At 61.3% G+C, this 22,527-nt stretch carries 20 protein-coding genes; 6 read left to right on the plus strand and 14 right to left on the minus strand.

Features of this window, described 5'->3' with window-relative positions; genetic code table 11:
• Nucleotides 1–45: 45 nt before the first annotated feature.
• The 3 genes from htpX to def are packed head-to-tail and all read right to left on the minus strand — an operon-like array spanning nucleotide 46 to nucleotide 2,383.
• Nucleotides 46–900 carry a zinc metalloprotease HtpX gene (gene htpX / locus AACH39_RS09850; protein ID WP_215780359.1) on the minus strand — a complete coding sequence of 285 codons (855 nt, stop codon included), beginning with the start codon at nucleotides 898–900 and terminating at the stop codon, nucleotides 46–48.
• A 40-nt stretch (nucleotides 901–940) separates the two neighbouring features.
• Complete coding sequence (gene fmt / locus AACH39_RS09855; RefSeq protein WP_338619792.1) at nucleotides 941–1,858, minus strand: methionyl-tRNA formyltransferase; 918 nt, start codon at nucleotides 1,856–1,858, stop codon at nucleotides 941–943.
• Nucleotides 1,859–1,879: 21 nt separating this feature from the next.
• The gene (gene def / locus AACH39_RS09860) at nucleotides 1,880–2,383 is read right to left on the minus strand and encodes a peptide deformylase (protein WP_215782625.1); all 504 of its coding nucleotides are present in this window, start codon (nucleotides 2,381–2,383) and stop codon (nucleotides 1,880–1,882) included.
• A 115-nt stretch (nucleotides 2,384–2,498) separates the two neighbouring features.
• Here def and dprA point away from each other — a divergent pair, with 115 nt between their 5' ends.
• The 4 genes from dprA (at nucleotide 2,499) to AACH39_RS09880 (ending at nucleotide 8,570) form a co-directional block, all read left to right on the plus strand.
• Nucleotides 2,499–3,611 carry a DNA-processing protein DprA gene (gene dprA, locus AACH39_RS09865; protein ID WP_338619795.1) on the plus strand — a complete coding sequence of 371 codons (1,113 nt, stop codon included), beginning with the start codon at nucleotides 2,499–2,501 and terminating at the stop codon, nucleotides 3,609–3,611.
• A 15-nt stretch (nucleotides 3,612–3,626) separates the two neighbouring features.
• On the plus strand, nucleotides 3,627–4,085 hold the full coding sequence (locus AACH39_RS09870; RefSeq protein WP_215780351.1) for a DUF494 domain-containing protein: 459 nt from the start codon (nucleotides 3,627–3,629) through the stop codon (nucleotides 4,083–4,085).
• 171 nt (nucleotides 4,086–4,256) lie between these two features.
• Nucleotides 4,257–6,542, plus strand: coding sequence for a type I DNA topoisomerase (gene topA / locus AACH39_RS09875; RefSeq protein ID WP_338619796.1), 2,286 nt, complete (start codon nucleotides 4,257–4,259; stop codon nucleotides 6,540–6,542).
• Nucleotides 6,543–6,815: 273 nt separating this feature from the next.
• A complete protein-coding gene (locus tag AACH39_RS09880) occupies nucleotides 6,816–8,570 on the plus strand; it encodes a carbohydrate-binding protein (protein ID WP_338619798.1) in 1,755 nt (584 codons plus the stop codon).
• 74 nt (nucleotides 8,571–8,644) lie between these two features.
• Here the strand turns inward: AACH39_RS09880 and AACH39_RS09885 are convergent, their stop codons facing one another.
• From AACH39_RS09885 to gshA, 3 genes are read right to left on the minus strand one after another with little or no spacing between them, the layout of a single operon-like run.
• A complete protein-coding gene (locus AACH39_RS09885) occupies nucleotides 8,645–9,040 on the minus strand; it encodes a diacylglycerol kinase (RefSeq protein WP_215780339.1) in 396 nt (131 codons plus the stop codon).
• 11 nt (nucleotides 9,041–9,051) lie between these two features.
• Nucleotides 9,052–9,999: a glutathione synthase gene (gshB, locus tag AACH39_RS09890; RefSeq protein ID WP_215780337.1), complete on the minus strand. Its 948-nt coding sequence runs from the start codon at nucleotides 9,997–9,999 to the stop codon at nucleotides 9,052–9,054.
• An 8-nt stretch (nucleotides 10,000–10,007) separates the two neighbouring features.
• On the minus strand, nucleotides 10,008–11,291 hold the full coding sequence (gene gshA / locus AACH39_RS09895; protein WP_215780335.1) for a glutamate--cysteine ligase: 1,284 nt from the start codon (nucleotides 11,289–11,291) through the stop codon (nucleotides 10,008–10,010).
• A 208-nt stretch (nucleotides 11,292–11,499) separates the two neighbouring features.
• Here gshA and AACH39_RS09900 point away from each other — a divergent pair, with 208 nt between their 5' ends.
• Nucleotides 11,500–11,970, plus strand: a complete 471-nt coding sequence (locus AACH39_RS09900) for a TlpA disulfide reductase family protein (RefSeq protein WP_215780333.1) — start codon at nucleotides 11,500–11,502, stop codon at nucleotides 11,968–11,970.
• Between the two features lie 270 nt (nucleotides 11,971–12,240).
• Entirely contained in the window at nucleotides 12,241–14,622 is a 2,382-nt protein-coding gene (locus AACH39_RS09905; RefSeq protein WP_215780331.1) for a phosphoketolase family protein, read from the plus strand.
• A gap of 67 nt (nucleotides 14,623–14,689) precedes the next feature.
• Here the strand turns inward: AACH39_RS09905 and AACH39_RS09910 are convergent, their stop codons facing one another.
• From AACH39_RS09910 to pal, 8 genes are all read right to left on the minus strand, one after another.
• Nucleotides 14,690–16,711, minus strand: coding sequence for an NADPH-dependent 2,4-dienoyl-CoA reductase (locus AACH39_RS09910; protein ID WP_215780328.1), 2,022 nt, complete (start codon nucleotides 16,709–16,711; stop codon nucleotides 14,690–14,692).
• A 133-nt stretch (nucleotides 16,712–16,844) separates the two neighbouring features.
• Nucleotides 16,845–17,798, minus strand: coding sequence for an alpha/beta hydrolase (locus AACH39_RS09915; RefSeq protein ID WP_338619801.1), 954 nt, complete (start codon nucleotides 17,796–17,798; stop codon nucleotides 16,845–16,847).
• Nucleotides 17,799–17,815: 17 nt separating this feature from the next.
• Nucleotides 17,816–18,391, minus strand: coding sequence for a GNAT family N-acetyltransferase (locus AACH39_RS09920; protein WP_338619802.1), 576 nt, complete (start codon nucleotides 18,389–18,391; stop codon nucleotides 17,816–17,818).
• 66 nt (nucleotides 18,392–18,457) lie between these two features.
• On the minus strand, nucleotides 18,458–19,336 hold the full coding sequence (locus tag AACH39_RS09925; RefSeq protein WP_215780321.1) for a phosphoribosylaminoimidazolesuccinocarboxamide synthase: 879 nt from the start codon (nucleotides 19,334–19,336) through the stop codon (nucleotides 18,458–18,460).
• A gap of 33 nt (nucleotides 19,337–19,369) precedes the next feature.
• On the minus strand, nucleotides 19,370–20,503 hold the full coding sequence (locus AACH39_RS09930; protein ID WP_338619805.1) for a 5-(carboxyamino)imidazole ribonucleotide synthase: 1,134 nt from the start codon (nucleotides 20,501–20,503) through the stop codon (nucleotides 19,370–19,372).
• Nucleotides 20,500–20,988: a 5-(carboxyamino)imidazole ribonucleotide mutase gene (gene purE / locus AACH39_RS09935; protein WP_215780317.1), complete on the minus strand. Its 489-nt coding sequence runs from the start codon at nucleotides 20,986–20,988 to the stop codon at nucleotides 20,500–20,502. Before purE ends, AACH39_RS09930 begins: the two co-directional genes overlap by 4 nt.
• A 182-nt stretch (nucleotides 20,989–21,170) precedes the next feature.
• The gene (gene ybgF, locus AACH39_RS09940; RefSeq protein ID WP_338619808.1) at nucleotides 21,171–21,914 is read right to left on the minus strand and encodes a tol-pal system protein YbgF; all 744 of its coding nucleotides are present in this window, start codon (nucleotides 21,912–21,914) and stop codon (nucleotides 21,171–21,173) included.
• Nucleotides 21,915–21,993: 79 nt separating this feature from the next.
• Nucleotides 21,994–22,515, minus strand: coding sequence for a peptidoglycan-associated lipoprotein Pal (gene pal, locus AACH39_RS09945; protein ID WP_215780313.1), 522 nt, complete (start codon nucleotides 22,513–22,515; stop codon nucleotides 21,994–21,996).
• Nucleotides 22,516–22,527 lie beyond the last annotated feature (12 nt).

Raw genomic sequence — 22,527 nt, forward strand, 5'->3', positions numbered from 1 at the left:
CGGGATCATCAGAGGGTATCGGCACACACGCCGATACCACAGGATTCAACGGACGCCGCGTGCCATGTCATGCAGGCGCGCAATGCGCTCCTCGGTTCGCGGGTGGGTGCGGAACAAATCCGCCACCCCGGCCCCGCCGGCCAGCGGATTGATGATCATCATCTGTGCCGTCGCCGGATGGGCTTCTGCTGCCGCAAACGGCAGGCCCTGCGCATAATACTCTATTTTCTGCAAGGCAGAAGCGAGTGCCAGCGGATCTCCCGAGATCTCGGCGCCACCGCGGTCGGCATCGAATTCACGCGAACGGGAGATGGCCATCTGGATCAGACTGGCTGCCAGGGGCGCCAGCAGGGCGATCAGGATGCCGGCCAGCGGATTCACCGGCCGGCCGTTCTCGTCACGCCCCCCGAAGAACAGGGCGAAATTGGCCAGGGCGGAAATGGCCCCGGCCACGGTGGCGCTGATGGTGGAGATCAGAATGTCGCGATGCCGCACATGGGCCAGCTCATGCGCCATCACCCCGCGCAATTCACGCCGGTCCAGCATGCGGATGATGCCGGTGGTGGCCGCCACGGCGGCATTCTCCGGATTGCGCCCGGTCGCAAAGGCATTGGGCTGGTCCTCGTGAATCACATAGACACGAGGCATCGGCAGACCGGCGCGCTGCGCCAGCTCGGCGACCAGCGAGTAAAACTCCGGCGCAGTGTGCTGATCGACTGGCTGAGCGTTGTACATCTGCAACACCATCTTGTCGGAATGCCAGTAGGCAAACAGATTCATCGCCCCGCCAAACAGCAGGGCCAGCAGCATGCCGGTCTTGCCGCCGATCAGCGCACCGATCACGCCGAACAGCGCGATGATGCCCGCCATCAGTACCGTGGTTTTCAGCCAGTTATTCATAGCAGGTATTCCTCCTTAACAGGTTCTGCTTTGGAGTGTTTTACCCCAAACGGGTTCCCACCAGGCCGGGGTGCCCGGCCAGAAATTCGCGAGCCGGCAAACGCCGCGCACCCGGCGCCTGCAATTCGCTGATGCAGACCAGACCACGGCCGCAGCCGACCAGGACGCCCTCCGCGTCGGCCGACACCACCAGGCCAGGCTGCGCCTGCCCCTCCCTGGCCTGAGCCTGCCACAGCTTCAGCGGCTCGCCTTGCAACAAGGTATGGGCACCCGGGGCCGGATTAAAGGCACGAATCGTCCGCGCCACCTGCTCGGCCTCCTGCGTCCAGTCGACCAGCGCCTCCTGCTTGCTGATCTTGTGGGCATAGCTGACCCCCTCGGCCGGCTGCGGCTGTGGCGTCAGGCTGTCGAGCCGGGCCAGCGTGTCCACGATGGCCTCGGCCCCCAGCTGCGTCAGGCGGGCAAACAGGCTGGCACTGGTTTCCGTGTCGGCAATATCGATCACGTGCTTGCTCAGCATGGCGCCGGTATCCAGACCGGCATCCATCTGCATGATGGTGATGCCGGTCTGACGGTCTCCCGCCTGGATCGCGCGCTGAACCGGCGCGGCGCCACGCCAGGCCGGCAGCAGCGAGCCGTGGATATTCAGGCAACCGCGGCGCGGCATGTCGAGCACGGCCTGTGGCAGCAACAGGCCATAGGCCGCCACCACCATGACCTCAGCACCGATGGCACGGATCATGTCCTGCGTCTCTGCCGACTTCAGCGAAGCCGGCTGCTCGACACGCAGACCGTGCGTCTGCGCCACCACCTTGACGGCACTGGGCTTGAGTTTCATCCCGCGACCAGCGGGACGGTCAGGCTGGGTCAGCACCAGGGCGATCTCGTGCCCGGCAGCAATCAGCGCCTCCAGGGCGCAAGCGGCGAAATCCGGCGTACCGGCAAAAATCAATTTCATGAGTCTTCCTGCGAGGGGGGCTTACAGCGTGCGCTTTTCCAGCTTTTTCATCTTGGTGCGAATACGGTTCTGCTTGAGCGTCGACAGATATTCGACGAACACCTTGCCATCAAGATGATCAATCTCGTGCTGCAGGCAAATGGCCAGCAGACCATCCGCTTCCAGCTCGAACGGCTTGCCGTCACGCCCCAGGGCACGGACCCTGACACGCTCGGCGCGCCGCACCGTCTCGTAAATACCCGGCACGGACAGGCAGCCTTCTTCGTATTCGGTTTCACCGATCTTTTCGATGATTTCAGGGTTGATGAAAGCGGTGGCGCCTTCACGCTCTTCCGAGACATCAATCACCACCAGGCGACGATGCACATTGACCTGCGTCGCGGCCAGACCGACGCCCTTCGACGCATACATGGTTTCAACCATATCATCGATCAGCTGCACGACTTCGTCGTCCACCTTGTCAATCGGCTTGGCCACCTTGTGCAAACGTTCATCCGGGTAATGCAGGATATTGAGCAAGGCCATCTGGCTAACAGTCTCCGTACGGTTGTCACCAGGCCAGACCAGGTCTGACATGGCGGGTTACATAGTCAATTCCCTGCATTATATCGCGACATGCGCCCTTCACAGCGAGGCAATCATGACCGAGACCCTGCCGCCCCCGTCTCCCGATCCCGACTGGCTGCTCGCCGCCCTGACCCCCGGCCTCGGACCGCGCGCCATGCTGGCCTTGCTGCAGCGTCATGGCAGCCTGCGCCGTGCCCTGGCGTCAGACCTGGCCACACTCTGTCAGACTCTGCCCCGTCAGGTGGCACAGGCGCTGAAGTGCAGACAGGCCGCCCCGGCAGTCGGAGAATCGCTCGACTGGCTGCAGCGTACCCCTGGCGCCTTTCTGCTCAGCCTGCAGGACGCCGATTACCCGCTGGCGCTGGCGGAATCGCCCTCGCCGCCCAGCCTGCTTTTCGGTCTGGGCCAACGCAGCTTGCTGGCCCGACCGAAACTGGCCATTGTCGGCAGCCGCCATGCCGGCCCGCAAGCCTGCCGACTGGCGCACGATTATGCCGCAGCCCTGGCGGAGCACGGCTATTGCATCGTCAGCGGCATGGCCAGCGGCATCGACAGCAGCGCCCACCAAGGCGCCTTGCGCCATGCGGCCTCCAGCATCGCCGTCATCGGCACCGGCATTGACCGCGTTTATCCGGCAAATAACCGGCAACTGGCCAGACACCTGGCGCAACAGGGGCTGATCCTGTCCGAATACCCGCTGGGCGCCGGGCCGGTCGCACGCCATTTCCCGCAACGCAACCGCATCATTGCCGGCCTGTCGCTCGCCTGTCTGGTGATCGAAGCCTCCGTGCGCTCCGGTTCGCTGATCACCGCGCGCCAGGCGGCGGCGGCCGGTCGTGACGTCATGGCCGTACCGGGCTCGATCCACCACGCAGGCGCCCGTGGCTGTCATCGTCTCATCAAGGAGGGCGCCGCCCTGATCGAGACGGTCGACGATATTCTCGATCAGGTCGGACGCCTGCAGGCCGAGTCGCCGGCCTCCCCGCCCCCCGGCCAGCCTCATCCCGTACTGGATGCCATCGGGACCGAACCGGTGTCGATTGACGAACTCGGACCAAGACTTGGGTTGACTGTCGCCGAGCTTTACGAGATCCTCTTGCAGCTTGAGCTGGAAGGCCGCGTCGCACCCCTGCCCGGAGGTCGTTTCCAGCGTATCGACCCCCCGCCGGTCGAATCGCATCTATAAAAGTAAAGTTGCACCATGTTTGATGTTCTCGCCTATCTGTTTGAACAATACCGCGACCCGGACGCCTTCGATGATCGCAACCTGCTGGCACACCAACTGGAAGCCGCCGGTTTCGACAACGACGAAATCCAGGACGCACTGGACTGGATCGACAGCCTGTGTCGTATCTCGGAAGGGGCGTTCGCCGGCGCGGATCAGGCCAGCGGCATGCGCATTTACAGCGACATCGAACAAAAACGACTGTCCGTCGAAGTGCGTGGCCTGCTACAGTTCCTTGAGGATCACGGCGCATTGAGCGGCGCGCAGCGGGAAATGGTCATCGACCGCCTGCTGGCACTGACCGACGACGAGATTACGGTGCCTTCTGCCAAACTTGTCTCACTGATGGTGTTGTGGGTGCAAAAGGCCGAACTGCCCATTTTGCTGGGCGAAGAGCTGCTGGATGCGGTACATGGCGAACCAACCATGCAATGACTTGTCAGGCGCACAAGGCCGGCATACCATCGCCGGCTTCCGTGCAGACACCCGTCGCCGCATCCAAGAGCGCAAGCAGCGCTCTTGTTTTGTTTTGGACAAACCGATATTGAGTATCCCGGGCTGACAACGCCACCGGACCCTGCGGCCGGCTAACTGAAGAATACGAACATGCCTTCGAGCCTCTTGATCGTCGAATCGCCCTCCAAGGCGAAAACACTGAAAAAATACCTGGGCCCGGACTTCGAAGTCCTGGCTTCCTACGGTCACGTGCGTGACCTGGTGCCGAAAAACGGCGCCGTGGATCCGGCCAAAAACTTCGCCATGAAGTACCAGCTGATCCCGAAAAACACCAAGCACGTCGATGCCATCGTCAAGGCGGTCGCCGAGGCGGACAACATTTATCTGGCCACTGACCCGGACCGCGAAGGCGAAGCCATCTCCTGGCATCTGGTGCAGATCCTGGACAGCAAGAAGTTGCTCAAGTCGAAGACCGCCAAACGGGTGGTCTTCCATGAAATCACCCGCAACGCCGTACTGGAAGCCATCGAAAACCCGCGCGAAGTCTCGCAGTCGCTGGTCGATGCCCAGCAGACCCGACGTGCGCTCGACTATCTGGTCGGTTTCAACCTGTCGCCCCTGCTGTGGAAAAAGATTCGCCGCGGCCTGTCGGCCGGTCGCGTGCAAAGCCCGGCGCTGCGACTGATCTGCGAGCGCGAGAATGAAATCCGCGCCTTCGTCTCGCAGGAGTACTGGAGCGTTCACCTCGACAGCCACAAGGGACGGCAAAAGTTCGGGGCGCGCCTGATCGAGCTGGACGGCAAAAAACTCGACCAGTTCGACATTGCCAATGACAGCCTGCACCAGGAGGCCGTCGCCAAGCTGGCCAACCACCCGGCCATCGTCGGCAACATCGAAAAGAAAAAGAAAACCCGCAACCCGACCGCACCGTTCACCACCTCGACACTGCAGCAGGAAGGTGTGCGCAAGCTGGGCATGACCACCGACCGCACCATGCGTACGGCTCAGCAACTGTACGAAGGCGTGGACATCGGCCAGGGTACGGTCGGCCTGATCACCTATATGCGTACCGACGCCGTCGTGCTCGCCAACGAGGCCGTGGCGGAAATCCGCGACTACATCAGCGCCAACTTCGAGCCGGAGTTCCTGCCGAAGAACCCGGTCACCTACAAAAACAAATCGAAGAATGCCCAGGAAGCGCACGAAGCAATTCGTCCGACGTCCATCCAGCGCACGCCCGAATCGGTCAAACCCTTCCTGACCGCCGACCAGTACAAGCTCTACGAACTGATCTGGAAACGTACGCTGTCCTGCCAGATGGCACCGGCCAAATTCGATACCACCAGCGTGGATATCGCCGTCGGTCCGGGCACCTTCCGCGCCAGCGGTCAGGTGCAGGTGTTTGCCGGCTTCCTCGCCGTCTACGAAGAAGACGTCGATGATGCCGAAGACGAAGACAACGCCAAGCTCCCGCTGCTGGAAACCGGCGAGACGCTGCCGATTGACAAGCTCTACGGCGAGCAGCACTTCACCCAGCCGCCGCCCCGCTTCTCGGAAGCCAGCCTGGTCAAGGCACTGGAAGAATTTGGCATTGGCCGTCCCTCGACCTACGCCAGCATCATTTTCACGCTCAAGGATCGTGAATACGTCACGCTGGACAAGAAGCGCTTCATGCCGACCGACACCGGTGAAATCGTCAACAAGTTCCTGACCGAACACTTCGCCCAGTACGTCGACTACAACTTCACCGCCAAGCTGGAAGATCAACTGGACGAAATCGCCGGTGGTCAACGCGCCTGGATTCCGGTCATGGAGACCTTCTGGAACGGATTTTCCAAGCAGATCGCCGAAAAAGAGACCATTTCGCGCGCAGAAATCACTACAGAAAGTCTGGACGAGGCTTGCCCGAAGTGCAGCAAGCCGCTGATGATCCGTTTCGGCAAGCGTGGCCGCTTCATCGGCTGCTCCGGCTATCCTGACTGCGACTACACCCGCAACATGAACGAGACGGCAGAGCAGGCGGCCGAACCGGAAGAACCGGAAATCATCGAAGGCCGGACCTGCCCGGATGACGGTGGTCAGCTGGTGATCAAGAAGGGGCCGTACGGCAAATTTATCGGTTGCGCCAACTACCCGAAGTGCAAGCATATCGAGCCACTGGAAAAACCGCGTGACACCGGCGTGCAGTGCCCGGAATGCAAGACCGGCAACCTGATCGAGCGCAAGAGCCGCTACGGCAAGCTGTTCTACAGCTGCAATACCTATCCGAAGTGCAAGTATGCGACCTGGAACCCGCCGGTGGCAGAACCCTGCCCGCAATGTGGCTGGCCGATCCTGACCATCAAGACTACCAAACGTCGAGGCACCGAAAAGGTCTGCCCGCAGAAGGAGTGTGGCTACAGCGAGGTCATCACCCCGCCAGAACCCAAAGCGTAACCTGCCTGACATGCCGGCACAGCCCCAGGCTGCGCCCGGAAAAAAGTCCCACAAGGCGCTGCCAGAGACATCTGGCAGCGCCTTTCTGCTTTCCGACAGCCCATGGATTCGGACTCACCTGATTCGTCACGCCCCCCTGGCGGTTTACCTTGACCACCCCGGACAGCGCCAGAAGAAGAGTGGCTCATGCCGTCTGGCACTGCACGGAACCATCCTCCATCCGAGGTCTCGCAGGACTGGCAATCAGTCACTGCTCACATCAGGAGTTTACCCATGAGAAGCAAGTTTGCACTCTCCGCGCTGGCTGCCAGCTTGGCCAGCGCATCGGTTTTTGCCGGTGCTTTTTCCCCCTATGTCGATATGACGCTGTGGCCGACCCCGCAGATCGATAAAATCGGTGTCACCCAGGGGATCCAGCAGTTCACCATGGCCTTTGTCGTCTCTCAGGGGACTTGTGCACCGTCCTGGGGCGGTGTTCTGCCGATCACCGCTAGTGCCGGCGCCAGCAGCGACAGCCAGATGAGCGCCATCAGCAATGGCATCCAGAACTTCCGCGCCAAGGGCGGCGAAGTGGCCCTGTCCTTCGGCGGCGCCAACGGCATCCCGCTGCAGCAGTCCTGCACCACCACCGCCGCACTGCAGTCGGCCTACCAGACCGTGCTGGACGCTTATGACCTGAGTCGCATCGACTTCGACATCGAAGGCGCGGCACAGAACGACGTCGCTGCCAACAAGCGCAACTTCGAAGCGGTTGCCGCCCTGCAAAACAATTTCAAGGCCAAGGGCAAGACCCTGCACGTCACCCTGACCCTGCCGACCATGCCCTACGGCCTGACCCAATCCGGCCAGGATGTCGTCAAGTCGGCACTGGACAACGGTGTGACGCTGGATGGCGTCAACATCATGGCCATGGACTATGGTCAGGCCACCTCGGACATGGGCGCCGCTGCCAAGCAAGCCGCCCAGGGCCTCTATGGCCAGCTGGACGCCGCCTACAAGGCGCACGGCCAGTCGCTCAGCAACGAACAACTGTGGCAATTGGTTGGCGTGACCCCGATGATCGGCCTGAATGACACCAAGCCGGAAACCTTCACCATCGACAACGCCAAAGATCTGCTCCAGATGGCCAGCAGCAATGGCATTGGTCTGCTGGGGATGTGGTCCTTGACCCGCGACAAGGCCTGCGCCGGCAATGGCAGCTATGTGGATGCCCAGTGCTCGGGCATCGTGCAAGACCCCTATGCCTTCAGCAGCATCTTCCAGGCCTACGCAGATCATTGGGGTACCGGTGTCACCCGTGACCCGAACTATGGCGGTGGCGATAACGGCGCCGGCGGCAACAGCGGTCCTGTCAACGGCCAACCCTGGTCGGCGACTCAGGTCTACACCGCCGGTGACACCGTGACCTATGCGGGCAGCACCTGGACCGCCAAGTGGTGGACGCAGGGCGATGTCCCGGGCCAGGCGGCCGTTTGGCAGCAAGGTGGCAACACCGACAACGGCGGCAACACTGCTGGTGGCAACACCGACAACGGCGGCAACACCGCTGGTGGCAACACCGACAACGGCGGCAACACCGCTGGTGGCAACACCGACAACGGCGGCAACACCGCTGGCGGCAATACCGACAACGGCGGCAACACCGCTGGTGGCAATACCGACAACGGCGGCAACACCGCTGGCGGCAACACCGACAACGGCGGCAACACCGCTGGCGGCAACACCGACAACGGCGGTGGCGATGTTACCCCGGTCAATGGCGCACCGTGGTCCTCCAGCCAGATCTATACCAGCGGCAACACCGTCAGCTATGCCGGTGCCGACTGGAAGGCCCAATGGTGGACTCAGGGTGATATCCCGGGTCAGTCTTCGGTCTGGCTGCAGCAAGGTGGCGGTTTGCAACAATGGTCGGCCAGCGCCGCGTATAACGGGGGCAGCTGCGTGATGTACCAGGGCAAGGAATACTGTGCCAAGTGGTGGACCCAGGGCAATCTGCCCACCGCCGGCGACCCCTGGGCTGCCAAGTAATCCCCTGAATCTGCTGTAAAAAAAGGCGCTGCCGGACAACCGGCAGCGCCTTTCGTTTTGTGCAAGCGGGTCTCTCAGCCGAACAGCACGACGCCCCAGACCAGCGCCAGATTGATCAGACCCAGCAACTGGGCCGCACTGCCCATATCCTTGGCGCGCTTGGCCAAAGGGTGGCGCTCCAGCGAGGTGTGATCCACCGCCGCCTCAATCGCCGAATTCAGCAACTCGATGATCAGGGTAGCCAGCGAGCTGGCAATCAGCAAGGCACGGGCCAACGGTGTGGCATGAACGATAAAGGCCAGCGGCACCAGCACCAGCGCCAGCAACACCAGCTGGCGAAAGGCGTCTTCATGCCGGAAGGCGGCACGCATGCCGTCAATCGAGTAGCCCAGGGCATTCACCAGCCGTACTACCCCCGTCTTGCCCTTGAAAGGACTTTCTCCTGACGGCACGCTGTCCTTCCTCTCCATACTGTCTCCGTTCACGGCGCGACCAGGGCGCGTTCGAGGGCATCGATATACAGACCGGCCACATTCAAACCGGTCTGGTCCATGATCTCGCGGAAGCATGTCGGACTGGTGACATTAATCTCGGTCAGATAGTCACCGATGACATCCAGCCCGGCCAGCAGAATCCCGCGCTTTTTCAACATGGGACCAACGGTTTCGGCGATCTCGCGGTCACGGGCGGACAGCTCGCGGGCTTCACCACGCCCCCCCGCGGCCAGGTTGCCGCGCGTTTCTCCCGCCTTGGGAATCCGCGCCAGGCAGTAATCCACCGGCTTGCCGTCAATCACCAGCACCCGCTTGTCGCCGTTGCGGATCTCCGGAATATAACGCTGGATCATCACTGTGCGGGCGCCACGCTGGGTGATGGTCTCCAGAATCACGTTCAGATTGGGGTCATCGGGACGAATGCGGAAGATGCTGTCTCCGCCCATGCCATCCAGCGGTTTGACAATGGCATCGAAGTGCTGATTGACGAAGGCATGCAGCCGGCCGATGCTGCTGGTCACCATGGTCGGGGCAATCAGATCGGGGAACTGCAGGATCGCCAGCTTTTCGTTGAAGTCACGCAGCGCCTGACCGCTGGTAAACACCTTGCAGCCCTGCTGCTCGGCCAGGGTAAACAGCTGCGAGGCGTAGAGATACTCCAGATCGAACGGCGGATCCTTGCGCATCACCACGGCATTGAACCCGGCCAGCGGCTGACGGTAACAGTCGCCGGCACGATACCAGGGATCCTGTTCGCCAGTCAGCGTCAGGCTGGTAGCGTCCACCATGATGCGCCCCCCCTCGAGCGCCATGTCCTGCACGCGGGCGAAGGCCAGGGCATGGCCGCGGCGGGCCGACTCCTGCATCATGGCAAAAGTGGTGTCCTTGTAGATCTTGAACGACTCCAGCGGATCGGCAATAAACAGGACTCTCATGGTTTTCCTCAATCGTTGTCCGGGTCGGTCGCTTCCAGTTCGCGCGAACCGGCCAGCAAGGCCAGCCGGGCGATCACCCCGTATGAATAGAAACGGTTCGGCGCACAATCCGGGCTGCCCTGGCGGTCCGGCAGGCAGGCAGTCTCGAACGACAGCGGGACGAAGTGCATCCCCGGCGCATTGAGGTTTTCGTCGATGCCCCGGCCGGTATGCACCCGGTAGAAACCGCCGATCACAAAGCGATCCATCATGTAGACCACCGGCTCAGCCACGGCATCCTCCACCGTCTCGAAAGTATAGACACCCTCCTGCACGATCACCTCGGAGACCTCCAGCCCCTCCTTGACCACCGCCATCTTGTTGCGTGCCTTGCGATTGAGACCGATCACCTCGTCCGGCGACTTGACGCTCATCACGCCCATACCGTACGTACCGGCATCCGCCTTGACGATCACAAAAGGCTCGTGCTCGATGCCGTTTTCCTGATACTTGCTGCGGATGCGTGCCAACAGATCGGACACACTGTCGGCCAGTTGCTGCTCACCCTGGCGCGACTGAAAGTCCAGCCCGCTGGCACTGGCAAACATCGGATTGATCAGCCACGGATCAATCGAAATTAATTCGGCAAACTCGGCCGCCACCTCGTCATAGGCGCGGAAGTGCTGACTCTTGCGCCGCACGGCCCAGCCGGCATGCAGGGGAGGCATCAGATTCTGTTCAATATTCTGCAGCAGTTCGGGGATGCCGCCGGACAGGTCATTGTTCAACAGCACCATGCAAGGATTGAAGCCATCCGCCAGCACCAGACGATTGCCACGGCGCTGCACCGGTTCCAGGCGCACCGGCACGCCATTGGCAGCGATCAGTTCGGTCGGCTCGGTGATTTCCGGGTTCAGGGTGCCCAGCCGTACCTTGAGGCCGGCCAGTTCGAAGATGCGCACCAGAGCGGCCACATTCTGCAGATAATAGGTATTGCGCGTGTGATTCTCCGGAATCAGCAGTACGCTCTTGGCCTCGGGACAGACCTTGTCCACGGCACTCATGGCCGCCTGAACCGCCAGCGGCGTCATGTCGGTGTTCAGATTATTGAACCCGCCCGGGAACATGTTCATGTCTACCGGTGCCAGCTTGAAACCGCTATTGCGCAGATCGACCGAGCCGTAAAACGGGGTGGCATGGTTATGCCACTGACTGCGGAACCAGTGCTCGATCTGTGGCTGCGCCTCGAGGATGCGGCGTTCCAGCTCCAGCAAGGGACCGGTCTGCACATTGGAAAGGTGCGGTATGGGCATCACGCCCTCCTAGGAAGAATGAAGATGGCTCAGTGGTGGGGGTTGACACGAGGATATTCAACCCTGTGGACATGACAAACAATCACAAAACCGGCTCGCATGACACCATCTGCCACGTTATGATTGAACGCTTGTCCGGATTCCGTGTCATTTTAGCACCAAGCCCGTTCGCCCCGTGCACTGTCAGAACTTTTCGCCAGAGAACACCATGATGATCCGCCTGCTCCGACCGCTCCTTTGCCTCCTGCTCCTCCTGCCCGGCCTGAGCCACGCCACGGCACTCGACCAGACGATCTTCACCGACCTGAATGGCCGCCAGGTCAAATTGGCCGACTTGCGCGGCAAGCGGGTCATCGTCAATTTCTGGGGCACCTGGTGCAGCCCGTGCCGCAAGGAAATGCCCATGCTCAATGCCTTCAGCCAGAAATGGCAACCACGCAACGTCGTGGTGGTTGGCATTGCCCTGGATGAAAAAAAACCAGTCCAACAGTTCGTTCAGCAGCAAAAAATTCGCTACCCCATCTGGATTGGCGACGAAAACAGCACGGATTTGCTCCCCGCACTGGGCAACCCGACGATAAATATCCCCTTTACCCTGCTGATCGACAAAAACGGTCAAATTTTGCAACGCTGGATTGGTGAGATCAACGAAGCCACCCTGCAAAAAGCATTAAAGTAACCAGGCAAACACACAACAAGAAGCAAAAAAAGCGCATTTCGATCAAAAAAACTGACCACACACATCATTTTCCGCTCAGAAAAGTCGGCCCGCCGGCAAATTTTTTGCCATTTGCGGGCTTTTTTTCGCCCCCAATGCTTAGTTCTACATAAAGATATTTCGAATTATTTGATTTGCATCATATAAAGATACAGGTGCCATCCTATACTGCGATTTCACTCTACGGACTCCTCGCGTAGGCCTTTTTCCAGCACTCATACGGGACTCCCCATGGCACAACTCGGCAAATCGCTGATGGATAAAATGCACGCCTACTGGCGCGCCGCCAACTATCTCTCCGTCGGCCAGATCTACCTTATGGACAACCCGCTGCTGCGCCAACCGCTGCAGCGCGAGCATATCAAGCCACGCCTGATGGGCCACTGGGGGACGACACCCGGCCTGAACTTCATCTACGTTCACCTCAACCGTGTCATCAACGCCCGCAAGCAACCGATGATCTATATCACCGGTCCTGGCCATGGTGGTCCGGGTCTGGTGGCCAACAGCTGGCTGGAAGGCTCCTACTCCGAGGTTTACCCGAACGTCTCGCAAGATCATGAAGGCCTGCGCAAACTGTGCAAGCAGTTCTCCTTCCCGGGCGGCATTCCCTCGCATGTGGCACCGGAAACCCCGGGCTCGATGCACGAAGGCGGTGAGCTGGGCTACTCGGTCTCGCACGCCTATGGCGCGGTCTTCGACAATCCGGAGCTGATCGCCGCCTGCGTCGTGGGGGATGGCGAAGCCGAAACCGGTCCGCTGGCCACCAGCTGGCACTCCAACAAATTCCTCAACCCGCTGCGTGATGGCGTGGTGCTGCCGATTCTGCATCTGAACGGCTACAAGATTGCCAACCCGACCGTCTTGGCCCGTCTGTCGACCGATGAACTGACCAAGCTGTTCGAAGGCTATGGTCACAAGCCTTACTTCGTCGATATCGGCAAGGATCCGGACGATTTCGCCGCCATCCACCGCAAGATGGCCGCGACACTCGACACCATCATGGACGAAATCGCCGATATCAAGGCGCGCGCCGCCCGTGAAGACAAGGCCGGCAAACCGCTGTCGCGTCCGAAATGGCCGATGATCATCCTCAAGACCCCCAAGGGCTGGACGGGACCGAAGGAAATCGACGGCAAGAAGGTGGAAGGCTACTGGCGCAGTCACCAGGTGCCGTTCTCCGACATGACCCCGGAGCACATCAACGCACTGGAAACCTGGCTCAAGAGCTATGGCCCGGATGAACTGTTCACCGAATCCGGCGCCCTGCGTCCGGACCTGGCGGCCCTGGCGCCGCATGGCGAACTGCGCATGAGTGCCAACCCGCACGTACATGGTCTGGTCTCGCGCGATCTGAAAATGCCGGACTTCCGCGATTACGCCGTCCAGTTCGACAAGCCGGGCAACAAGGTGGCCGAAGCCACCCGCGTGATGGGCAAGTTCCTGCGCGATGTGATGCGCGGCAATATGGACTCGAAGAACTTCCGCATCTTCGGCCCGGATGAAACCGCCTCCAACCGCTGGGGCGATGTACTGGATGCCAGCGCCAAGGTCTGGCTGGCCGACTACAAGCCGGAAGACGAAACCAACGATCATCTGGCCACCGATGGCCGCGTGATGGAAATCCTGTCCGAGCACACCTGCCAGGGCTGGCTCGAAGGCTACCTGCTGACCGGCCGCCACGGCTTCTTCAGCTGCTACGAAGCCTTCATCCACGTCATCGACTCGATGTTCAACCAGCACGCCAAGTGGCTGAAGACCACCCTGGACATTCCATGGCGCCGTCCGCTGCCTTCGCTGAACTACCTGCTGACCAGCCACGTCTGGCGCCAGGACCATAACGGCTTCAGTCATCAGGACCCGGGTTTCCTCGACCATGTGGTCAACAAGCGCGCCGAAGTCATCCGCGTCTATCTGCCGGCCGATGCCAATATGCTGCTGGTGACGACTGACCACTGCCTGCGCTCGCGTCACTACGTCAACGTGGTGGTTGCCGGTAAACAGCCTGCACTGCAGTACCTGACCATCGACCAGGCCATCAAGCACTGCACCAAGGGGGTGGGGATCTGGGACTGGGCCTCGACCGATGCCGGTGCCGAACCGGACGTGGTGATTGCCTGCGCCGGCGACGTGCCGACCATGGAAGCCCTGGCCGCCACCGATCTGCTGCGCCAGCACTTCCCGGATCTCAAGGTACGCTTCGTCAACGTGGTCGACCTGATGACACTGCAGCCGAAGAGCGAGCACCCGCATGGCCTGGACGATCATGAGTACGAGTCGATCTTCACCAGCGACAAGCCGGTGGTGTTTGCCTTCCACGGCTACCCGTGGCTGATCCACCGCCTGACCTACCGTCGTCGCGGCCAGGAAAACATGCATGTTCGTGGTTACATCGAAGAAGGCACCACCACCACCCCGTTCGACATGGTGGTGATGAACCAGGTAGACCGCTTCACCCTGGCCATCGATGTCATCGACCGCGTGACCAAGCTCAGCCACACCGGTGCCCATGTCCGCCAGGCCTTTGCCGACAAATTGATCGAACACAAGTCGTACATCCATACCCATGGTGACGACATGCCGGAGATCAAGAACTGGACCTGGCCGTACTAATCGCAGTCTGTGCATGAAAAACGGCGACCACCTGGTCGCCGTTTCTTTTTGCAGATCGCGGAGAAGATCAGAGGGTCGCCGCCAGCTGAGTACCCTGCGCAATGGCGCGCTTGGCGTCCAGCTCGCTGGCCACATCGGCCCCGCCGATCAGGTGCACGGTCTTGCCCATGGCTTGCAGCGGGGCCTGCAGGGTACGCAGCGGCTCCTGGCCGGCACACACCACGACATTGTCCACCGGCAACAACTGGCTTTGTCCCTTGATGGTCACATGCAGCCCGTCGTCGTCGATCTTGTCATACTGCACGCCACCGAGCATCTCGACCTGCTTCATTTTCAGGCTGGCGCGATGGATCCATCCGGTGGTCTTGCCCAGACCTTCACCCGGCTTGGCCGGCTTGCGCTGCAACAGCCAGATCTGCCGCGGGCTGGGCTCGGGGTGCGGGCCGGAAGCGCGCAGACCGCCAGGTTCTGCCACATTCATGTCCACGCCCCACTCCTGCATGAAGGCCGCCACATCCAGCGAAGTCGGCGTCCCCTGATGCGCCAGATATTCCGCCGTATCGAAGCCGATCCCGCCGGCCCCGATGATCGCCACGCGCTGGCCGACCGGCTTCTTGTCGCGCAAGACATCCAGATAGCTCAGCACCTTGGGATGGTCAATGCCAGGAATCGGTGGCGTGCGCGGGGCAATGCCGGTCGCCAGCACGACTTCGTCAAAGTCGGCCAGTGCTTCGGCTGTCACGCGCTGATTCAACCGCAGGGTCACGCCGGTCACTTCAAGTCGGCGGGCGAAGTAGCGCAAGGTCTCATGGAACTCTTCCTTGCCCGGGATCTGTTTGGCGACATTAAACTGGCCGCCAATTTTATCGGCCGCATCAAACAACGTGACCGCATGGCCGCGCTCGGCCGCCTCCGTGGCAAAGGCCAGACCGGCAGGCCCCGCCCCGACCACGGCCAGTTTTTTCTGCTGGCTGGCTGGCCGGGTCACCAGCTCGGTTTCGCGGCAGGCACGCGGGTTGACCAGACAGGAGGTCAGACGGCCCTGGAAGATGTGATCAAGACAGGCCTGATTACAACCAATGCAGGTGTTGATTTCATCACCGCGTCCGGCCGCGGCCTTGTTGACGAACTGCGGATCGGCGAGGAAGGGGCGCGCCATCGACACCATGTCGGCACATCCCTCGGCCAGCACCTGCTCGCCGACTTCCGGTGTATTGATACGGTTGGTGGTGATCAGCGGAATCTTCACCTGCCCCATCAGCTTTTTCGTCACCCAGGCAAACCCGGCACGCGGCACCATGGTGGCGATCGTCGGAATACGCGCCTCGTGCCAGCCAATACCGGTATTGATGAGGGTGGCACCGGCGGCTTCGACAGCCTTGGCCAGCTGCACCACCTCGTCCCAGGTACTGCCGTCATTGACCAGGTCCAGCATCGACAGGCGATAGATCACGATGAACGACGGGCCGACGGCTTCGCGCACGGCCTTGAGAATCTCCAGCGGGAAACGGATGCGGTTTTCGAAACTGCCCCCCCAGCCGTCGGTCCGCTTGTTGGTTGCCCGGGCGATGAACTGGTTGATCAGATAGCCCTCCGACCCCATGACCTCAACGCCGTCATAGCCGGCCTGCTGTGCCAGGCGGGCACACCGGGCAAAGTCGGCGATGGTCTGCCAGATGCCCTCTTCGCTCAGTTCCTTCGGCTTGTAGAAATTGATCGGGGCGATCAGCGGCGACGGCGCCACGCAGCCTTCCTGAAAACTGTAGCGCCCGCTGTGCAGGATCTGCAGACAGATCTTGCCACCGGCGGCGTGCACGGCATCGGTCACCACGCGGTGATGGGCCACGCCCTCTTCGTCCACCAGCTTGGCCGCACCTTCCCCCACACAGCCCTCGGCATTCGGTCCGACCCCGCCAGTGACGATCAGGCCGACGCCGCCCGCCGCCCGCTCGGCATAAAATGCCGCCATCTTTTCAAAGCCGTTGGGCGCCTCTTCCAGTCCGGTGTGCATCGAGCCCATCAGGACACGATTTTTCAGCGTGGTAAAGCCCAGGTCGAGCGGAGCAAGCAAATGCGGATAGGCAGTCATGTCGAGGCCTCGGTCAAGTCAGTGGGGAGGGTGCAGCACACCCGAATCTCGTTGCGGATCAACATACTGACTAGTAAGTAAGTTGTCAATGGCATAGCGAGAGACGTCACCCCCTCAGCGCCCTGCGCAGACATTAATCGGGCAGGTTCACCACAGGGGCTGGCTCCGGCAGCAAGGCGCCCTGCTGTTCCAGCCACGCCACCAGATCGTGCATGACCGCTTCGCGGTTGATCTCGTTATGCATTTCATGACGGCCGCCGCGATACACCAGCAGTTCGACCCGGGACAAACCCGCCGCGCGATAGCGCGCTGCCAGTTGTCGCAAGCCAAAATAACCCAGGCTCACCGGATCCCGGCTGCCGGCCAGCAACAGGACCGGGCAGGTCCGGGGCAAAGACGGGGCATGCTTTTCGGCCGACTCCATCTGACGTACGCCACCGAACAGATCGACCCAAAGGCCTGCAGTCGGAATGCCGGCACACAACGGATCCGCCAGATAACGGTCCACCTCGTCAGCATCGCGCGACAACCAGTCGGCACGAGTGCGTTTGGGCCAGAACGTCAGATTGAAGCTGCCAAATACCAGTCTGGCCAGAAAAGGACTGGGCACCTTGTACCCCACGACCTTGCCCCAGCCAGAGGCAATGGCGCGCATGACCCGGGCCATCCCCCCCTGCCGGTAACCGGTCGCCGACAGCACCAGTGCCGCCAGGCCTTCGCCATGTTGCAGAAAATAACTGCGGGCAATGAAGGAGCCCATGCTGTGGCCAAACAGCACCAGCGGCAGACCGGGGTGCTGTTGCTGCAGATGGTGGCGCACCACGTTGAGCCGCTCGACCACACGCCACCAGCCGTCCTGATCGGCAAAATAGCCCGGTATTTCGGCCTGCGGTCCATGTCCGGGATGATCCAGGGCATAGACCTCGTAACCGGCCAGATTCAGGGCGCGCGCCATGCGCTCATAGCGCTGGCCATGCTCGGAAAGACCATGGGAAATCAGCAGCACCCCGCGGGGGGCCGAGGCGGGGGACCAGCGATAGACCGCAATGTCGGGCCCCGGGGAAAAGGGCAGGTGCAAGGTATCCATGCGTCTCCAGGCGAGGGCTATAGCATGTTGTCAGCGTCAAAGCGCGGGTTGATCAGCGCGGTCACCACATGATCGCGCCAGGCGCCGTTCAGAAACAGGTATTGGCTGGCGTGCCCCTCAATCAGGAAACCGAGGCGCGCCAGGACGGCGGCACTGCGCTGATTGCTGGGCTGGTAGCTGGCCTGAAGACGATGCAGCTTGAGCTCGTCAAAAGCAAAGCGCACTACCGCCTGTAAAGCCTCGGACATCATCCCCTTGCCCTGGCAGGCATGGTCGATGCCATAACCGAGCATGGCATACTGGGCGATGCCGCGATGAATCTGCGAAATCGACACCGTGCCGAGGATCTGCTCGGGGTCCTGCTTGTCCTGCAGGAAAAACGCCGCCCCCAGCCCTTCTTGCCACTCGCGCATGCGCTGCTTGAGGCGGCTTTCCCAGAAGCCCAGCGTAAAAAAATGCTCGCTCGGAGTCGGATCCCAGGGACCAAGATGGGACCGGTTGCGCAGTTGATAGGCCAGCGTGGCGGCGGCCAGCGCCGGATCAGCCGGCTGCAGCCACAGCCGAGGCGTTTCTAGTCGGGGTTGCAACAACATGTTTTCATCCATGAAAAAAGGCGCCATGCCCTCGCATCGCGCCTCTGGATCCATCGGACCTGAGGATCACTCCGTCAGGCGAATCAGCGCTTCACGATACTTGTCGGCAGTTTTCTGACGTACCGCCAGCGGCACGGAAGGTGCGGGCGGACGCTTGTTCCAGCCACTGGCCTCCAGCCAGTCACGCACAAACTGCTTGTCGAAGCTGGGTGGGTTGCTTCCGGGTTGATACTGATCGGCCGGCCAGAAACGACTCGAGTCCGGCGTCAGCACCTCATCCATCAGGGTCAGCGTGCCCTCCTGATCGATGCCGAATTCAAATTTGGTATCACAAATAATAATCCCACGACTTAATGCATATTGACTAGCATTCTGATAAAGCTCGATGGCCTTGGCACGCACAGCGGCTGCCAGATCCGCACCAATCAGCTCGCTGCAACGCTCGAAACTGATGCTCTCATCATGGTCCCCCACCGCCGCCTTGGTCGACGGCGTGAAGATCGGTGTACTCAGCACCTGGGCCTCGACCATGCCCTCAGGCAGACGAATGCCGCTGACCATGCCGGTCGCCTGATAGTCCTTCCAGCCGGAACCGGCCAGATAGCCCCGCACGATGGCCTCGATCGGCACCGGCTTGAGACGCTTCACCACCACGGCACGACCGGCCACCTGCGGCAGATCTGCCGCGCTGACCACGTCTTCGACACGATCCCCGGTCAGGTGGTTGGGAATCACCGCCTTGAGCTTGTCGAACCAGAAATTGGAAATCGCGGTCAGGATCTGGCCCTTGGCCGGAATCGGCTCGTCGAGAATCACGTCAAACGCCGACAACCGGTCGGTGGCCACCATCAGCATGCGCTGATCGTCAATGGCATAGAGATCGCGAACCTTGCCGGAATAGATTTTCTGCAGGCTGCTCAGATGGGTGGTGCTAATGCCGCTCATGTCTACAAATCCTTGCTGGAAAATTCGAAAGGGCTACAAGGTCTCGAACAATGCCCGAGCCTGGGCCAGCGCGGCTTCGTTGTCGCCGGCCAGCACGTTGAAATGGCCCATTTTTCGTCCCGGACGAGCCTCGGTCTTGCCGTAAAGATGCAGATGGGCATTGGGCGCCTCCATCAGCACATCCCAGTGTGGCTCGCCCTGCGGCGGCCAAAGATCGCCCAACAGGTTGACCATGGCGACCGGGGACAGCAGATCGGTCTTGCCCGGCAGCAGGCCGCACAGCGTGCGCACTTGCTGCTGGAACTGGTCGGTCAGGCAGGCATCGAGGCTGAAGTGACCGGAGTTGTGCGGCCGCGGCGCGATCTCATTGATGATCAGCGTATCGTCGTCCAGCACGAAAAACTCGACGGCCAGCACCCCGACATAATCCAGTGCATTGGCCAGCTGGCAGGCCATGGCACGCGCCCGCTCCGCCATGGCCGCCTCAATGCGCGCCGGCACCAGACTGATATCCAGAATGCCATCGCGGTGACTGTTTTCGGCAACCGGAAAGACTTCGATCTGTGCGGCACTGCTGCGCGCCACAATCACCGAGACCTCCATCTTCAGGTGCTGGCGCTTTTCCAGCACGCAGACCTGAGCGCCGAGGGCAGCAAAGGCGGCTCGCGCCTCTTCTGCCGTCTCGACCCGCTGCTGACCCTTGCCGTCATAGCCGAGGCGCGCCGTCTTGAGGATGCCCGGCAGGTAATCGGCCAGCTCCCCTTGCAGATCGGCAGCAGCCTGCACCGCCAGCCAGGGCGTGGTCGGCAACCCGGCACGATTGATCCAGCCCTTCTCGGCAATCCGGTCCTGGGCGATCGCCACGCACTCGGCGGAGGGGGCCACACGGGTCAGCGTCGCCAGCAGCTGCATGGCATCGGCACTGACATTCTCGAACTCGGTGGTAATCGCCGCACAGCGCTGCCCCATCTGGCGCAGCGCCTGTTCATCGTCGAAGGCGGCACACAGATGCACGTCGGCAAAGGCGGCGGCCGGTGCCCTGGCATCCGGATCCAGCACCATCACGTGATAGCCCATGCGGCGTGCTGCCACGGCAAACATGCGCCCGAGCTGGCCACCGCCCAGGATGCCCAGCATGGCCGGGGGAAGGATGGCGGCCATACTCACTCCACCTCCGGCAGGCTCATGGCCAGTACCGTCTGTTCTTGCTGCAGGCGGAAAGCCGCCAGCTTGTCCCCCAGGCGCTTGTCGGTGCCGGCCAGCATGGCAATGGCGAACAGGGCCGCATTGGCCGCACCGGCCTCGCCGATGGCAAACGTCGCGACCGGAATGCCTTTGGGCATTTGCACGATCGACAGCAGGGAATCTTCACCACGCAGGTATTTGGAGGGGACCGGTACACCGAGAACCGGCACCGTGGTCTTGGCAGCCAGCATGCCGGGCAGGTGGGCCGCACCACCGGCACCGGCGATGATGGCCTTCAGGCCGCGCCCGGCCGCCTGCTCGGCGTAGTCGAACAACAGGTCCGGCGTACGATGCGCCGAAACAACTCGCGTTTCGAATGCCACCCCGAAATCCCGCAACATGCGCGCTGCATGCTGCATGATTTCCCAGTCACTGTTACTGCCCATCACGATACCGACTTGAATCATGTCTTTCGCTGCTCGATGCGTTGAAAAACAGGATTTTACCTGATGGGGCCGTCAGGCCGGGGGGTGTCTTTATGTGGAAGGAATAAACACGGCGGGTAAAGACTGGCCGGCCAGTCCTTCCGGTCGCCTGGGAAAATGAAGAAGCCCGCAATGTACTGCGGGCTTCCCGGACAAAGCGGACCTTAAAGACTCTTGAGCATGGTCTTGGCCTTGGTGGCCGCCGCACTCTTCGGATAGAGCTTGATCAGTCGCTTGAGGGTGACCTTGGCTTCATCGTTCTGCGACAGCTCGATCTGGCAGCTGGCGATGTTACGCATGGCATCCGGGGCCTTCGGATGATTGGGGTTCTGCGTGACGAACTGACGATGGATGGCGATGGCAGCATCATATTGCTTGAGCGCCGTATGGGCGACACCAATCCAGAACAGCGCCTCGACTGCCTGCGGCGAATCCGGATTCTGCTTGATGTACTGGTCCAGGGCCGGAATGGCGTCGGTAAAATTGCGCTGGCGCAGCAGATTCAGGGCGCGGTCATAGTCCGGCACTGTCTGGGCGCTGGCACCAGCGGGGGGCACCGAAGCCGCAGGGGCACTGCTCGCAGCGGCGGAAGCCGGCGTTTCCAGCTTCGTCAGGCGACCATCCAGGTCGGTATACAGATCATTCTGCCGCTTCTGGGTGCTCTGCAGGTTGTAGTTCAGCACTTCTACCTGGCCACTGAGCTTGGCGACCTGAGCCCGCAAGTCATCCAGCTGGCTGACCATGTCCAGCAGCTTGTCGTTGGAAAGCTTGGTTTCAATCTGGGAGAGGCGGGCACTGGCCTGCTGGTTGACCTGAGAGATCTGTTGGCGCGTCGCCTCCAGATCGGAGTTGGTCGCGCAACCGGAAACCAGGCTCAGCAAGACACAGCCAATGGCAAGGCGTTTCATCAGGGGCTCCACAAAAGGAAACAGCCGGTCATCTTAACGATCACCGGCCGTAATGTCATGGACAACGCAGGATCACGGCTTACTGGCCGTCATACACGATATCGTCACGACGGTTCTGGGCGTAATCGGCATCGCTGTTGCCTTCAGCCTTCGGCTTTTCCTTGCCGAAGCTCACCGCTTCCAGTTGCTTGTCCGGCACACCCAGCACTTCCATGGCTTTCTTCACGCTCTCGGCTCGGCGCTGACCCAGGGCCAGGTTGTACTCGCGGCTGCCACGGGCGTCGGTATTGCCCTGAATGGTGATCTTGTGTGCCGCATTACCCTTCAGATAATCGGCATGGGCGCTGATCAGCGGCTTGTACTCATCCTTGACCAGCGAGGAGTCGAAGTCGAAGTACACGCTGCGTTGAGCCAGCGGGCTGTTCGGATCATTCAGCGGATCCACCGGGGTCTGGGCCGACTTGGTCGAGGCGGAATCGACCGGTGCAGCCGGTTGGCTGGCCGAGGCGGCCGAAGTGTTGGTTTCCGGCGGCTTGGTGCTCGAGCAGGCAGCAAGCAGAGAGACGGCAGCGGTACCAACAAGCAAGTGTTTCCAGTTCATAACCTACTCCTT

It is taken from the genome of Paludibacterium flexuosum, assembly GCF_037076605.1.
Classification (GTDB): Bacteria; Pseudomonadota; Gammaproteobacteria; order Burkholderiales; family Chromobacteriaceae; genus Paludibacterium.

Coding starts and splice junctions, on each gene's coding strand:
- htpX (WP_215780359.1), bottom strand. CDS start 900: ATGAATAACTGGCTGAAAACCACGGTACTGATGGCGGGCATCATCGCG.
- fmt (WP_338619792.1), bottom strand. CDS start 1,858: ATGAAATTGATTTTTGCCGGTACGCCGGATTTCGCCGCTTGCGCCCTG.
- def (WP_215782625.1), bottom strand. CDS start 2,383: ATGGCCTTGCTCAATATCCTGCATTACCCGGATGAACGTTTGCACAAG.
- dprA (WP_338619795.1), top strand. CDS start 2,499: ATGACCGAGACCCTGCCGCCCCCGTCTCCCGATCCCGACTGGCTGCTC.
- AACH39_RS09870 (WP_215780351.1), top strand. CDS start 3,627: ATGTTTGATGTTCTCGCCTATCTGTTTGAACAATACCGCGACCCGGAC.
- topA (WP_338619796.1), top strand. CDS start 4,257: ATGCCTTCGAGCCTCTTGATCGTCGAATCGCCCTCCAAGGCGAAAACA.
- AACH39_RS09880 (WP_338619798.1), top strand. CDS start 6,816: ATGAGAAGCAAGTTTGCACTCTCCGCGCTGGCTGCCAGCTTGGCCAGC.
- AACH39_RS09885 (WP_215780339.1), bottom strand. CDS start 9,040: ATGGAGAGGAAGGACAGCGTGCCGTCAGGAGAAAGTCCTTTCAAGGGC.
- gshB (WP_215780337.1), bottom strand. CDS start 9,999: ATGAGAGTCCTGTTTATTGCCGATCCGCTGGAGTCGTTCAAGATCTAC.
- gshA (WP_215780335.1), bottom strand. CDS start 11,291: ATGCCCATACCGCACCTTTCCAATGTGCAGACCGGTCCCTTGCTGGAG.
- AACH39_RS09900 (WP_215780333.1), top strand. CDS start 11,500: ATGATGATCCGCCTGCTCCGACCGCTCCTTTGCCTCCTGCTCCTCCTG.
- AACH39_RS09905 (WP_215780331.1), top strand. CDS start 12,241: ATGGCACAACTCGGCAAATCGCTGATGGATAAAATGCACGCCTACTGG.
- AACH39_RS09910 (WP_215780328.1), bottom strand. CDS start 16,711: ATGACTGCCTATCCGCATTTGCTTGCTCCGCTCGACCTGGGCTTTACC.
- AACH39_RS09915 (WP_338619801.1), bottom strand. CDS start 17,798: ATGGATACCTTGCACCTGCCCTTTTCCCCGGGGCCCGACATTGCGGTC.
- AACH39_RS09920 (WP_338619802.1), bottom strand. CDS start 18,391: ATGTTGTTGCAACCCCGACTAGAAACGCCTCGGCTGTGGCTGCAGCCG.
- AACH39_RS09925 (WP_215780321.1), bottom strand. CDS start 19,336: ATGAGCGGCATTAGCACCACCCATCTGAGCAGCCTGCAGAAAATCTAT.
- purE (WP_215780317.1), bottom strand. CDS start 20,988: ATGATTCAAGTCGGTATCGTGATGGGCAGTAACAGTGACTGGGAAATC.
- ybgF (WP_338619808.1), bottom strand. CDS start 21,914: ATGAAACGCCTTGCCATTGGCTGTGTCTTGCTGAGCCTGGTTTCCGGT.
- pal (WP_215780313.1), bottom strand. CDS start 22,515: ATGAACTGGAAACACTTGCTTGTTGGTACCGCTGCCGTCTCTCTGCTT.